9 protein-coding genes are annotated in these 14,312 nt (G+C 59.4%); 4 read left to right on the top strand and 5 right to left on the bottom strand.

Going from position 1 to position 14,312, the window contains the following annotated elements; all coding sequences use genetic code 11:
* Positions 1–57: 57 nt before the first annotated feature.
* Positions 58–1,398, bottom strand: a complete 1,341-nt coding sequence (locus BLQ55_RS21350) for a diaminobutyrate--2-oxoglutarate transaminase family protein (protein ID WP_092256797.1) — start codon at positions 1,396–1,398, stop codon at positions 58–60.
* A gap of 293 nt (positions 1,399–1,691) precedes the next feature.
* Here BLQ55_RS21350 and BLQ55_RS21355 point away from each other — a divergent pair, with 293 nt between their 5' ends.
* Genes BLQ55_RS21355 through BLQ55_RS21365 form a run of 3 tightly spaced genes read left to right on the top strand, consistent with a single transcriptional unit; the run spans position 1,692 to position 7,293 of the window.
* The gene (locus tag BLQ55_RS21355) at positions 1,692–3,122 is read left to right on the top strand and encodes an efflux transporter outer membrane subunit (RefSeq protein WP_092256800.1); all 1,431 of its coding nucleotides are present in this window, start codon (positions 1,692–1,694) and stop codon (positions 3,120–3,122) included.
* Positions 3,119–4,222: an efflux RND transporter periplasmic adaptor subunit gene (locus BLQ55_RS21360; protein WP_371128548.1), complete on the top strand. Its 1,104-nt coding sequence runs from the start codon at positions 3,119–3,121 to the stop codon at positions 4,220–4,222. The genes BLQ55_RS21355 and BLQ55_RS21360 overlap by 4 nt, the downstream gene beginning before the upstream one ends.
* Positions 4,219–7,293, top strand: coding sequence for an efflux RND transporter permease subunit (locus BLQ55_RS21365; RefSeq protein WP_092256802.1), 3,075 nt, complete (start codon positions 4,219–4,221; stop codon positions 7,291–7,293). Before BLQ55_RS21360 ends, BLQ55_RS21365 begins: the two co-directional genes overlap by 4 nt.
* Positions 7,294–7,362: 69 nt before the next feature.
* Here BLQ55_RS21365 and BLQ55_RS21370 read toward each other — a convergent pair whose 3' ends face one another.
* Positions 7,363–8,229 (bottom strand): helix-turn-helix domain-containing protein, encoded by an 867-nt coding sequence (locus tag BLQ55_RS21370; RefSeq protein ID WP_092164972.1) that lies wholly within the window; start codon positions 8,227–8,229, stop codon positions 7,363–7,365.
* A gap of 29 nt (positions 8,230–8,258) precedes the next feature.
* Positions 8,259–9,032: an acyl-homoserine-lactone synthase gene (locus BLQ55_RS21375; protein WP_092256805.1), complete on the bottom strand. Its 774-nt coding sequence runs from the start codon at positions 9,030–9,032 to the stop codon at positions 8,259–8,261.
* Between the two features lie 625 nt (positions 9,033–9,657).
* On the opposite strand from BLQ55_RS21375, the gene BLQ55_RS21380 reads away from it, so the two are divergent.
* A complete protein-coding gene (locus BLQ55_RS21380; RefSeq protein WP_092200582.1) occupies positions 9,658–10,257 on the top strand; it encodes a LysE family translocator in 600 nt (199 codons plus the stop codon).
* An 83-nt stretch (positions 10,258–10,340) separates the two neighbouring features.
* Here BLQ55_RS21380 and BLQ55_RS21385 read toward each other — a convergent pair whose 3' ends face one another.
* Both BLQ55_RS21385 and BLQ55_RS21390 read right to left on the bottom strand, forming a co-directional pair.
* Positions 10,341–11,069, bottom strand: coding sequence for a helix-turn-helix transcriptional regulator (locus tag BLQ55_RS21385; protein WP_092200584.1), 729 nt, complete (start codon positions 11,067–11,069; stop codon positions 10,341–10,343).
* Between the two features lie 387 nt (positions 11,070–11,456).
* On the bottom strand, positions 11,457–14,114 hold the full coding sequence (locus tag BLQ55_RS21390; protein WP_092200587.1) for an excinuclease ABC subunit UvrA: 2,658 nt from the start codon (positions 14,112–14,114) through the stop codon (positions 11,457–11,459).
* Positions 14,115–14,312 lie beyond the last annotated feature (198 nt).

The following is a 14,312-nucleotide window of genomic DNA, read 5'->3' on the forward strand; positions in this document are numbered from 1 at the left end:
AGGGAACCCTGTGGCGAGGGAGCCAGCTCCCTCGCCACATAAGGTGTGCCTGGCGCCTTATACCGCCACGCGTGCCGCCTGCGGGCGAGTCTCGCCCACCTTCCTCACCGCCTGTTCGAAGCGGTCCAGCACCATGCCGACCTCGGTCTCGGTGATGGTCAGGGGCGGCAGGAACCTGAGCACTGCGCCATGGCGCCCACCGGTTTCCATCATCAAGCCGTTGTCGAAACAGTTGAGCTTGATGGCCTGTGCCCGGGCGCCGTCAGCCTGGCCGGCGCGCTGGTTGTCGGTCGGCTTGGTGATTTCCACGCCGATCATCAGCCCGCGACCACGGATATCGCCGATGAATGGGGAACGCTGCGCGATGTCCCGCAGGCCGCTTTCCAGTCGTTCGCCCATCCGGGCGGCATGGGCGACGAGATGGTCCTTGCGGATTTGCTGCATGGTGGCGGCGCCGGCAACCATTGCTATCTGATTGCCGCGGAAGGTCCCCGCATGCATGCCGGGGCCCCAGGTATCCAGATGTTCGGCGTAGACGATCACCGCCAGTGGGTAGCCACCGCCGATGGCTTTGGACAGCACCAGGATGTCGGGGGCGATGCCGGCGTGCTCGATGGCGAATGTGCTGCCGGTGCGACCCAGGCCGGTCTGGACTTCGTCGACGATCAGCAAGATGTCCTGCTCGAGGGTGATTTCCCGTAGCGCCCGCAGCCAGTTGGCCGAGGCCGGGATGCAACCGCCTTCGCCCTGTACCACCTCGACGATGACCGCTGCCGGTTTGGCGATGCCGCCTTCGGGGTCCGAGAGGACGGTACGGATGTAGTCGATGGACAGTTGATCGGTATGCTCGCCGTTGGTGCCGAACGGGCATCGAAACCGATAGGGAAAGGGCAGAAAGTGCGTGCCTTGGGCGATCAGGCCATCGCCGGTCTTGGGGGACAGCTTGCCCATCGCTGACAGTGCGCCGGCCGTCATGCCATGGTAGCCGCCGTGGAACGCCATCAATGGCGAGCGTTTGGTGTAGTGGCGGGCCAATTTGATGGCGGCCTCGACGGCATCCGAACCGCTGGGCCCGCAGAAGAGAATCTTGCTGGTGTCGCGCATTTGCGCAGGCAGCATCGAGAACAGCTCCTGCACGAACGCATGCTTGGCCGGCGTGGCCAGGTCGAGTGCCTGCTGCAGGTGATCGCTGTCGAGGAAGCGCATCACCGCGTCCCGGACTTCGGGCGGGTTATGCCCCAGGGCCAGTGTCCCGGCGTTCGACAGGCAATCGAGAAACTCCTGGCCGCTGGCATCCTTGATACGCATGCCCCTGCCGCTGACGAACAGGCGCTGGAAAGTCTGCGCATAGGTACGTGCGTTCGACTCGATGTTTTCGAGATAAGTGAGTGCTTCCATATTCGATCATCCATTGGCTATGGAACGTGAACCGAGCGGGGCCATTCATGCTCGACAGCAAGTGCAGCCATTACTGGGCAGGTCGAGCTCATTTCAACAGGCCCCCGTCGTTATCGCGAGTTTTCCTGCCGGCACCTGTCCCCAATTTCCACGCCAGACATCGGAACGGGCACAAGGTTAAATAACGGCCATGCGAGCCTCATCAAGCCATCGTTAATAATCCGCCATCTCCCTGAGTTGTGCCGGTGCCGGGTGCCTTGCTGTTTTCACCTTTGACACCCCTAGAGAACCCTATGCATGTCTTCAAGCCTCCAGAGAGCATATTGCTGGTGACACTGTGTGCGGCGGCCTTGAGTGGCTGCGTATTGGGCCCCGACTATCGGGTGCCAGACGTCCCGATCGCCGCCAAGTGGCAGGCACCGGTGCCCCATGGCGCGTCCGTGGCCGCGTTGGCCGACTGGTGGCGACAATTCGATGACCCGGCATTGGCCGAGCTGTTGCGCCTGGCCGAAGCCGACAGCCCGTCCATGGACCAGGCCTGGGCGAATATCTCGCTGGCCCGTGCGACCGCCGACAGTGACGCCGCCGATGCCTTGCCCAAGTTCGACGCCAGGGTGTCCGGTGGCCGAGGTGGGCAGCAGACCGGTTCGCAGCGCCAGGGGGGCTCTGGCTCTTCTGCAGCGATGGATGCCGCCTGGGAACTCGATCTGTTCGGCAAGTTGCGCCGCAACAATGAAGCCGCCAACTCCCGCGTCGAAGCACGGGTGGATGACTGGCATGACGCAAGGGTTTCCCTGGCGGCCCAGGTGGGTGATTACTACGTGCAATACCGTGGCTGCCAGAAGTTGGTATTGGCTTACCGTGACCAGGCCCAGTCACAACAAGACACCGCGCGCATGACGCGTCAGTCGTTCGGGGCGGGCTTCACGTCTTCCGCCGACGCCGCGTTGGCCGATGCCAGTGCCGCCAGCAGCGCCGCGACCCTGGTCCAGCAGCAGAGTGAATGCCAGGTGCTGCTCAAGAGCCTGGTGGCACTGACAGGCAGTGATGAAGGGCGACTGCTGGATGTGTTGGGCCACACGCCTGCGCAACTGCCGCAGCCGGCCGAACTCAACGTGCAGGAGGTTCCGGCCGACTTGTTGCGCCAACGCCCGGACATCGCCTCCGACGAGCGCGAGCTGGCAGCGGCGAATGCCGAGATCGGCGTGGCTCAGGCTGATCGCCTGCCGAGCCTGAGTCTTTCCGGGACGATTTCCGTAGGAACCATGGTGGGCCAGCGCAACCGTTCCTGGTCGCTGGGCCCTGTGCTGTCGGTTCCGCTGTTCGACGGTGGCAAGCGGCGCGCGGCAGTGGAGGGTGCCAAGGCCTCGTATGAAGCGGCCCTGGCGGTCTATCGCCAAACGCTGCGCACCGGTGTGATGGAAGTGGAGCAGGCGCTGGTGCGTCTCGATGCGGCCCGTCGCCGGGAGTCGGATGTGGAGCGTTCCACCGCAGGCTTCCGGGAATCGTTCGAGGCCATCGACCGCAGTTGGCAGGCCGGCAATGTCAGCCTCCTGGACCGGGAAACCGCACGTCGCCAGGCGCTGACAGCCGAGATTGAATTGATCACCTTGCAGCAGAATCAAGTGCGCTACTGGATCGCCCTGTACAAGGCACTGGGGGGCGGCTGGCAAGCCGGTCAGCCCCTTGCGCGCAGTCGGGCCTCGGGCGGGGACGGCGCGTGAGGTCGCGATCAGGCAAGTTCGCGTTGGCGATCGCGGTGTGTGCGATCGTGGTGGCGCTGATCTATTTTCGCCGGGGCGCTGAACCGGTCGAGGCTGCCCCCCAGGTCAGCAGCTTGAGCGTGGAAGTCGTCCAGGCGCAACGCCAGATCTGGCCGCAGTTACTGTTTGCCAATGGCGCGCTCGCCCCCTGGCAGGAAGCGGTCATCAATGCCGAGACCAGCAATCTGCGCATCGCCAGCATCGAAGCCGATGTGGGTAGCCGGGTGAAGAAAGGCCAATTACTGGCCACGCTGGCCAGCGAAACGGTGATTGCCGAGGAGAACAAGCAGAAGGCGCTCGTCGCCCAGGCTGGCGCCAACCTGGAGCAGGCCCGCTCCAATGATCGTCGGGCCCGGGTCGTCGGGCAGGGCGGGGCCTTGTCTGAGCAACAGCGTGAAGACTACCGGATCAAGGTCGCGCTCGCCGAGGCTGACCTGGCCGGCGCCCGTGCCGAATTGCAGAGCACGCGGATCAGGCTCGGACAAACCCGCATCCTCGCCGTGGACGATGGCGTCATTTCGGCGCGCACGGCGCTGCTTGGCAAGGTGCTCTCCGCCGGTGACGAGCTGTTTCGCATGGTGCGCGATGGCCGCATCGAATGGCAGGCCGAGCTGGATGCCCGGCAACTGGCCCAGGTTCAGCCTGGCCAGGTCGCCCGTATGACGTTGCCCGACGGCCAGAGCCTGGAAGGGCGCGTGCGGCTGGTATCGCCCACGTTGAATACCAAGACCAGCCGGGGATTGGTCTACGTCTCCCTGCCCACCGACAGCGCCGCGCAGGCCGGTATGTATGCCAGCGGCCAGATCGAGCTGGCGCCCCGCGAGGCCGTCACGGTGCCAGACACTGCCGTCATCCTGCGGGACGGGCGTTCCTATGTGTTCACGCTCAATGACGACATGCGCGTGGTCCAGCGACCGGTGGTGGTCGGCCGGCGCTTGCATCAGGCCGTGGAGATCCTCAGCGGCCTCGATGAGCCTGCCCGAATCGTGCGTGCTGGCGGTGCGTTCCTCAACGATGGCGCGAGTGTGACCCTCGTTCAATCCCAGGTCGCCCAGCCATGAACATTTCCGCCTTGTCGATCCGCCATCCGGTCCCGGCCGTCATGCTGTTCATTCTGCTGACGCTGTTTGGCCTGTCGGGTTTCGAGAAGCTCGCCATCCAGGATTTCCCGGACATGGACCTGCCAGTGGTGGTGATCAGCGCCTCGCTGGAAGGCGCGGCCCCGGAGCAACTGGAAACGGAAGTGGCGCGCAAGATCGAGGACAAACTGACGTCCCTGCGCCTGCTCAAGCACGTGACGACGACCATCACCGACGGTGCCGTCAATATCAGCGTCAGCTTCGACATCGACAAGGATGGTAACGAGGCGCTCAACGAAGTCCGTAACGCGGTCGACAGTGCCATGGCGCAGTTGCCGGCGAGCCTGGACACACCCTCGGTCTCCCGGCTGACCACCAGCGCCTCGGCATTGCTGACCTATGTCATCGACTCCGATAACCTGGATGAAGAGGCGTTGTCGTGGTTCGTCGACAATGAGTTGAGCAAACAGCTGCTGGCGGTGCCCGGAGTGGCAATGATCGCACGCATGGGCGGTGTCGACCGGGAAGTCCATGTCAATCTCGACCCGGCCCTGATGGCGGGCCTGGGCATTCGCGTCACGGACATCGCCAACCAGTTGCGGGCGATGCAAAAGGACAACTCCGGCGGCCAGGGCAATCTGGGCAGCGGCCAGCAAGCCATGCGGACCCTGGGGGCCATTGACGATCCGGCGGGCCTCGGTGCCATCGACATTCCCAGCGGCGACGGCCGCTTGCTCGCCCTGGGGCAGTTGGCCGACATTCGCGACACCCACGCCGAACGCAGCACCCGGGCGTTTCGCGATGGCAGGCCTGTGATCGGTTTCCAGGTCACCCGTTCCCTGGGGTTCTCCGATGTCGGCGTCGCCAATGACGTGCGCAAGGCCATGGCCGCGTTTGAACAACAGCATCCCAACGTGCAGATCGTTGAAGCCAGTGACACGGTCAAGGCCGTGCTCGCCAACTACCACGACTCGATGAATTTGCTGTACGAAGGCATGTTGTTGGCGGTACTGGTGGTCTGGTGGTTCCTGCGAGACTGGCGCGCCACGCTTATCGTCGCCACGGCACTGCCGCTGTCGATCATCCCCACCTTTGGCGTGATGTACCTGGCCGGGTTCACCCTCAACGCCGTGTCCCTGCTGGCCCTGGCGCTGGTCATCGGTGTGCTGGTGGACGATGCCATCGTCGAGATCGAGAACATCGCGCGGCATTTGCGCATGGGCAAAACCCCGCTTCAGGCCGCCACCGAGGCCGCGGATGAAATCGGTCTGGCGGTGCTCGCCACGACGGCCACCCTGGTCGCAGTGTTCCTGCCCACGGCGTTCATGGGGGGGATCGCCGGGAAGCTGTTCCGTCAGTTCGGCGTGACCGCGTCGGCGGCGCTGCTGTTTTCACTGCTGGTGGCGCGGCTGCTGACGCCGATGATGGCGGCTTATTTCCTCAAGGCAAGGCATGAAGTCGCCCATGACAGCCCGTTGATGACCCGCTACCTGGGCTGGATTCATGCCAGCCTGACTTGGCGCAAGACGACGATGGGCCTGGCCGGCCTGTGCTTCGTCGGGGCCCTGGCGCTGGTTCCGTTGCTGCCCACCAGCTTCCTGCCGGCGCAGGACACCGGCCGCAGCAAGATAACATTGGAGCTGCCGCCAGGAACGACACTGGAACACACCACCGCGATGGCCTTGCAGGCCAGCGAACGACTGCGCGGACTCCCCGACGTCACGCATGTGTTCAGCTCGGTGGGGACCGCCAGCAGTTCGGGTACCGGGCCTGGCGATATCACTGGCGCCGGCGATGCGATCCTGACGGTGGAGCTGGCGCCTCGCAATGTGCGCGATCGCAAGCAGGTGGAGGTCGAAGCGCAGATGCGCCAGGTGTTGCGCACACTTCCAGGAGTACGCATCAATGTTGGCGGCGATGGCAGCGGAGAGAAGCTCAATATCGTGCTCGCCAGCGATGACGGCGATCTGCTGGAGCGCACGGCCGGCGCCCTTGAGGCCCAGTTGCGTGGGTTGCGCGGAATCGGCAATGTTTCGTCCAGCAGCGCCTTGCAACGGCCGGAAATCCAGATGCGGCCGGATTTTGCCCGGGCAGCGGAATTGGGTATCACCAGCCAGGACATCGCCGACACCTTGCGTATGGCGACTTACGGCGAATACTCCTCGCAACTGGGCAAGATCAATCTGTCCCAGCGACAGGTGGACGTGCGGGTGCGCATGGATTCGCTGTTGCGCGACGATTTGCAGGCGATCAGCCAATTGCGGGTAACCGGTCGAGACGGCCAGGTCGCCCTGGCCTCGTTGGGGGATATCAGCATGGGCAGTGGGCCGGCGCAAATCAGCCGACTGGACCGCCTGCGCAATGTCACCCTGTCTATCGAGCTCAACGGTCGCAACCTGGGTGAGGTCATGGCCGAGGCCCGCCAACTGCCGGTGATGCGCAGCTTGCCAGCTGAAGTGAAACTGGTGGAGCAGGGCGAATTGCAACTGATGACGGAGTTGTTCGCCAGCTTCGGCCTGGCCATGGCCATCGGCGTGTTTTGTATCTATTCAGTCCTGGTGCTGTTGTTCCACGACTTCTTGCAACCGGCCACGATTCTTTCGGCCTTGCCGCTCTCGCTGGGTGGCGCGTTGTTGGCCTTGCTGGTGTGCAACTTCAGTTTTTCCCTGTCCTCGGTCATCGGCTTGTTGATGTTGATGGGCATTGTGACCAAGAACTCCATCCTGTTGGTGGAGTACGCCATCATGGCTCGCCGCGATTATGGCCTGGGTCGATACGATGCGTTGGTGGATGCGTGCCACAAGCGTGCCCGGCCGATCCTGATGACCACCATCGCGATGGGGGCCGGGATGTTGCCGACGGCGATGGGAATGGGCGAGGACCCGAGTTTCAGGCAACCGATGGCGGTGGTGGTCATGGGGGGATTGCTGACGTCGACGTTGTTGAGCCTGCTGGTGGTACCGGTGATTTTCACTTACGTGGACGATGCGCTTGAATGGCTGAAGCGTCGCACTCGATCGCCGATAGAAGACGGTGCGCTAGAGGAAGTTTGAGGGGTAAAACAATATTCCCCCAACAAGTACTCGATTCGGTCAGTGAACGAGCAATCGTTGGGGGTAGGTTTATACGGCTTGTTGGATCGGGCTATTGCCATTCCATTCCATGTGAGCCGGTGTGGCATCCATCGAATGCATCCAGCGGATCAGCGAACGACGCCCACCAATCCCCATCTTTATGGCTGCGCGCTTGAGATAACTTTCGACTGTATTGACCTTCAGGTTCAGTTGCTCGGCAAGTTCGGGGGCAGTGCGCCCGGCCAGCAAACCTACGCACACTTCCGTTTCGCGGGAAGACAGACTCAATCCCGACAATAGCAATCGATCGGCGAACCGTTGGCGCAGTGCTTCCATGCCGCCGTTTTCCGAAGCGTCCAATGCCAGGAAAGGGTCCTGCCGAGTGGATTCCGGTGGAACGAGGGCTGCCACGTGCTCCTCGACCATGGGCAATAAAAGACAGGAGAAGTCTTTCAATAATGCATGTTCCTGTGCGGTAAATCCCTTTGAAAGAGGCGATCGATAGATGGACAGCACATAACGACGACCATTCTTTCGGGTCGACAGGTGTAGTTGCGTCGTCGTGCTGTGGCCGGGGGATTTTTCCGGGCGCTCGCACTTGAGCAGGCAGCGGGAAAAGTTGGGTATTTTCTGCGATGCCGCATCTTCAAAGAGTATGTCGTCGGCCAGGAAAAAGGGCTTGGCGGTATGCGTGTCCATGAGCGCACCGACGCAAGCGTTGTCCAGGCCGACGCAACCGATGCTGGAGGTGCTGGGTTCAGACATATTACTTGTACCGATCCGTTGTTCGGTAATATGTGTTGCGTCCACGGGTATTTCCGTGAGTATCAGGTCGTGCAACATGCGCGGAAAATTGCGACTGCCTGTACTGGCAATGACTTTACCAACGTGCGGGAATAATCGTTGTAGGTTCATCCTTTCTCCAAAATCATCCAATTATTTGATTAAAACTGCAGCTCAGTGTGCATGGGTATCTTTGCCGGAATATTTCGAGCGGGGAGTATCTGGGCAGTATCCAAGGATTTATGGAGTGTATCTGACGAGCGGTGTGTGATGAGGGGATTGGTAAGCACCGTTGCTCGGTTGATGGCGTTCCTGGCGAGGACCTCGTCATAAGTTTTGAGCGTGCAGGGCAAGGTGCCGTAAATTATATGTTCTCCCTTCGAGCCTAGTGCCGTATTGAGTCTTTCAATTGGCCAGCCAGAGCGCTTCAGGATTTTTTCCATCAGGGTGTCTACGACGATTTCATAGGCGTGTATTTTTTGTTGTTGGGCGAACTTAATCATTGACAGGAAAAGTGCCGCTGTGCGAATGTCTACATTAGCTCGGGTGAGTTTTCCCGTGGGGAAATTATTAGTTGAAAGTGCAAATCTTGTGGCTTCCCAACAGTGGCCAGGGTGCGGTCTGGTTTTTTCGGTTGGAAGGATAAAGCTCAGGGGGCCACTCATCAGTGTGGGTTTGCTGGAGGGGCGGAGTCGAACACAACCGGTGACGCGCTCGTGTTCATGGGCGTAGATATAGATCGCGTCGGGATCGTCGTATTCATCCCACTCATAATCGCTGCCTTGATAACTTTCAATGTCCCACTTCTTTCGATCTATGAAAGCGAGTTTGCGAATGGACAGTATTTGTTCGAGGGTGTTAAGAGGGATTTTTGAGTAGCTTACGATGCTGGTGGATACGCCGGAAAATCCATAGGTGCATGGGGAGTAGTTCATGGATGCGACTTCTTGGCTGCAGGTGAAGCTACTGTTAACTTTGCACTAGGGTATTTCAACTGTCCTAAAGTACAGTCTTTGATTTATAGAGTGTGCAGCCTAATTAGTGGGTGCGATTTTGCGAGTGGCTTATAAATTGTGGGTGGGCTTGTTAGTTGTGGATTTGTATCGCTGCGAATCCAAAAAAGTATAGGTGCGGCATGGTGGCAAACAGGTGTCGGTCGAGTGGATTTACATGATTCTTACTGGGCTCGATTTATTGTTTTTTTGACGACGAGAAAAATGCCCATCGTAACTGATTGATATTGTGTTGTTCAAAAAATTGACGCGCTCAGATAGAGTCCAGCATTTGTAAGCAAACGGTCATCTAGCAATGGTTATGATGACTTTCTTTCGTGGTTGATTCATCGGATGTAAATCCAGTGGATATCGATAGGCGAGTGGTTTTTAGTGTGTGGCACATTGATGTTGGTCTAGTGTGATTGCTCTATTTAGATTGGTTGTATGACCTCGTATGACTGAAATGGCTGACTTCATGTCACTGTGCTTGAAGTCATGTGGAAAGATGACGGATTGATCTGACCCTGAAAATGAGCCGTACAGGCTTCTGATATGGATGGATGCTATGAATTATATTGCGCTTTCGTTGTTGACCGTGTTGTTGGTTCCGGGACCGACGAATTCATTATTGTTGCAAGCTGGCATCAGTAGAGGGCTCAACACGCGTTCGATGCGCTTCGTCGCAGCCGAGTGGTTGGCATACGTTATTCAGATGACGATGTGGGGAGTATTCATTGACTTACTGATGACCGAGCACTCGTGGGTGGTGATCGCTACCAAGATGTTTGCTGTGTGTTTTCTGTTTTATATTTCCTTGAAGCTGTGGTTTTCGGTCAAAGAGCATGCGCCGGGTGCAACAGCGGGGATTACCGTTCCGGATTTGTTTGTGGCAACGCTGACAAATCCCAAGGGGCTGTTTTTTGTTTCTTTCGTTGCACCGGCGGGCACATTTCTGTCGCTGGATAACTGGCTGTCATTCATTTTGCTATTTACAGCTATTATTTTTCCGGTAGGGCTTGTGTGGATCGCCATTGGCGCTTTTTGTGGCCGAAAATTTCATGCAATTGTATCTGGACGATTTTTAAATCGAGCCATTTCTTTGGTGATTGGGTTGTTCGCCTGCGGCATGCTTTTCAATATCGCATCCCAGGTGAATTTCGTCTGATTGTGCTCTGGTATTGAGGTTGAGGCATCGCGTGCGAGTTGGGGGCAGGGCTGGGTAGTAAGTGAGCTTGAATGTAAAACGATTTAGATGAGGTTCAACTGCGCCGCTTTGAACATGGCCTGCTTGACATTGGTGCACTCCATTTTTTCAGTCATTTGCTTGGCATGAAATTTCACTGTTCGTTCGGTGATATTCATGATCAAACCGATTTCCTTATAGTTTTTGCCAAGCGCAAGCCAATGCAGGAATTCAATTTCCCTGGGCGATAGCTTGAGCGTGCTCTCTACAACGGTCTCAACCGGGCGGTGCTGGTTGGCGATGATGCTGAGCGTTTGAATAATGAGTATGTTTTCCCTGACAATGGTTGGGAAATCGGGATCATTTTCTTCCGAGGAGAAGTGAACGGAGCCGAACGATCTGCCAGGCTCATGAATCGGAACAGTGAACCCTTGCTTGATGCCATAGGATGCGGATTGATCAAATATTTCCGGATTGTTGTCGATTTCTTGTGGGATTTCATCCCAGAAAAAAGGCGTGGCGGTAATGGCTGTGTTGGCCATCACTGGGTCTGATTTGTGCAGCGAATTCTTGCGGTAGGTGTCCACCCATTCGGCGGGATAGTTGCTGTGGATGGAGACCTTTGAATTGTCGAAGGAGATGGGCTCCAAGTGAACATAAGCAAACTTTTCAAGCCCTAGTTTCGAGAATATCCAGCCTAGTATCTCGGTATACTCTTCGTGGCTTTTTCCTGGGATACTATTCTCCACCTCTTGAATTAAATTGAGCAGGTGGCTTGAAATGGGCTTGAGCATAGTGGGCGCGCTCGAAAAATATTAATGTGAGTACCTGTAGGTAGCAAAGGCTTCACGTTGATATTCGCCAAGCGGAGGAGGGAGGTTTTATAGCGTTGGCAGCAATACCCACACGCTGCTTAGTGACCGTTGTCGGGGCTGCGAAAGGGGCTGGAGTATCGGGTGGGGTTTTCCGGTTCATCGGGGTTCGCTTCAGGGCGCGATAATACCCCTTCATGTCGCCATGTAATGCCTGCTCTCTCAATTGAGATGATGTCATTTTGCGTCCTTGCTGGTGTAACCTCAGCCCTTTGCCCCTGAGGTTATAGTTAATTACGACTACTGAAACGATTAACTGGAGGACAGTATAGACAGCTTTTTCGCAACAGCGGAAACATTAAAAAACCTTTATTTTTCATCGCGCAAAGCCCGTTCCAGGAACGCCGCCGTTCGACTCTCCCGGCATTTCGTCACCGTCGCCGGAGCCCCGCAAACCACCACGTTTCCGCCCTGGGTTCCAGCTCCCGGGCCGATATCGATGACCCAGTCACTCTGCGCCACCACCCGCATGTCATGTTCCACCACAACCACCGTATGACCTTCCTCCACCAGGCGATTCAACTGCACCAGCAAGCGATCCACGTCCTGGGGATGCAGCCCATTGGTCGGTTCATCCAACACATACAGGGTTGCGCCCCGGGCCTTGCGCTGCAGTTCCGTCGCCAGCTTGATCCGCTGGGCTTCTCCGCCGGACAGCTCCGTGGCCGGTTGCCCCAGGCGCAGGTAGCCCAGTCCGATATCTTGCAGCACTTGCAACGAACGCCTGGCCGCCGCTTGTTCGGCAAACACCTCGAGTGCCTGGTTCACGGTCAGTTGCAACACTTGGGAAATGTCCAGGCCCTGCCAGCGAACCTCCAGGGTCTGTGGGTTGTAGCGGGCGCCGTGGCAGGTGGGGCAGGGCGCGTATACGCTGGGCATGAACAGCAACTCCACGCTGACGAAGCCTTCACCTTCGCAGGTTTCGCAACGCCCCTTGGCGACGTTGAAGGAAAACCGCCCGGCATCGAATCCCAGTGCCTGCGCCTGTTCTGTGGCGGCAAACAGTTTGCGCACGTGGTCGAACAACCCGGTGTAAGTGGCGAGGTTGGAGCGCGGGGTGCGGCCGATGGGTTTCTGGTCCACCTGGACCAGGCGCTTGATCGCATCGAGCCCGGCGACAACGCGCCCTGAGCTGGTTTGCACGGGTTCGTCTTCCAGGCTTTGCTCGTCGGGTTCGGTGCTGGGGCTGGCCTGGCCCAGGTGGGCACCGACCAGATCCAGCAGGGCCTGGCTGACGAGGCTGGATTTGCCTGAGCCAGAGATACCGGTCACGGCGGTGAAGCAGCCCAACGGGAAGGCCGCGTTCAGGTTGTCGAGGTTGTTGCGAGTGATGCCTTCCAGGCGCAGCCAATCCTTGGGTGCTCGTGGACTGCGTGTCGCGGTGTGTCCTTCGCCAAACAGATAGGCGCGGGTGCGTGATTCCGGCACTTGGCCAAGGCCTGCCGGCGGACCGCTGTAGAGGACTTTCCCGCCTTGTTCGCCAGCGTCCGGGCCCACGTCGATGAGCCAGTCGGCGCGGCGCATGGTATCGAGGTCATGTTCGACCACAAACACGGAGTTACCCGCTGCCTTGAGGCGTTGCAGGGCGCCAAACAGGGCTTCGCTGTCGGCCGGGTGCAGGCCGGCGGAGGGCTCGTCCAGCACGTAGATCACACCGAACAACTGGGAATTGAGCTGGGTCGCCAGGCGCAGGCGTTGCAATTCGCCGGACGAGAGTGTCGGCGTGCTGCGTTCCAGGGCGAGGTAGCCGAGGCCCAGGTCGATCAGCGTGACGATCCGTTCCAGCAGCTCGGCGGCGATGCGTTGGGCGGCCAGGCGTTTTTCCAGGGAGAGGTTGGGTGTGTGGCGGGCGTCGGGCCCGCCCGCATGGGGATTGTCGCCCCTGGCGGCGCGTTGCTCACGGGCCTCGCGGGTTTGCCGGTGACTGAGGACGTCTCCCGTTTCTTCGGCCTGTGCAAGGTAGTCGGGCGCCAGGACCTGCTTGAGCACCTCGGCCAGTTCGAGCAGCGGCAGGTGCGACAGCTCGGCGATGTCCAGGCCGGCAAAGGTCACGGTCAGCGCTTGGCGTTTGAGGCGTTTGCCCTCGCACACCGGGCACGGGCTGGCGCGCATGTATTGCGCCACGCGTTTGCGCATCTGGGCACTTTGGGAATGCATGAAGGTGTGCAGCAGGTAGCGCCGGGCACCGCTGAACGTGCCTTGGTAACTGGGTTCGAGCTTGCGCTTGAGGGCCGCGCGGGTCTGGGCCGGTGTCAGGCCGGCGTAGACGGGAACGGTGGGGGTTTCTTCGGTGAAGAGAATCCAGTCCCGTTGCTTTTTCGGCAGGTCGCGCCATGGGATGTCGACGTCATACCCCAGGGTCACCAGAATGTCCCGCAGGTTCTGGCCTTGCCAAGCCATGGGCCAGGCAGCCACGGCACGTTCGCGGATGGTCAGCGATGGGTCTGGCACCATGGAGGCTTCGGTCACTTCATAGACCCGGCCCAGGCCGTGGCATTCCTGGCAGGCGCCCTGGGGCGTGTTGGGTGAGAAGTCCTCGGCGTAGAGCATGGGCTGGTCGGCCGGGTAGCTGCCGGCGCGGGAGTAAAGCATGCGAATCAGGCTCGACAGGGTGGTGACGCTGCCCACTGATGAACGGGCACTGGGGGTGCCGCGTTGTTGTTGCAAGGCGACTGCCGGCGGCAGGCCCTCGATGCTGTCCACGTCCGGTACGCCCACTTGGTCGATCAGGCGCCGCGCATAAGGCGCGACGGATTCGAAGTAACGACGCTGGGCTTCGGCATAGAGCGTGGAGAAGGCCAGCGACGACTTGCCAGAACCCGACACGCCAGTGAATACCACCAGGGCATCGCGAGGGATGTCCACGTCGACATTCTTGAGGTTGTGTTCGCGGGCGCCACGCACCCGGACGAAACCGGTGGCGTGCGGCAATGAAGAGGCGGTGGCGGGGCCGGAGCTTGCGGGCATGGAGCGTTCCTTGTGGGCGTCTGCTTAACGCATTGGGGCTTTCAGACGAAACGGCGTCACGCAGAGCATGGAGCCTGGGTCGTAACGTTGACAATTATGTATGCGACCGGGTTCGTCCATTCTCGTGCGATAAAAATTTACGCCGGACAACCGACCTGAGAACAGCTTCGCAGTTTTTCCCCGGGCTAAGGACCTCCC

The sequence above is a fragment of the Pseudomonas sp. NFACC13-1 genome (genome assembly GCF_900104425.1).
In the GTDB taxonomy this organism is placed as follows: domain Bacteria; phylum Pseudomonadota; class Gammaproteobacteria; order Pseudomonadales; family Pseudomonadaceae; genus Aquipseudomonas; species Aquipseudomonas fluorescens_AA.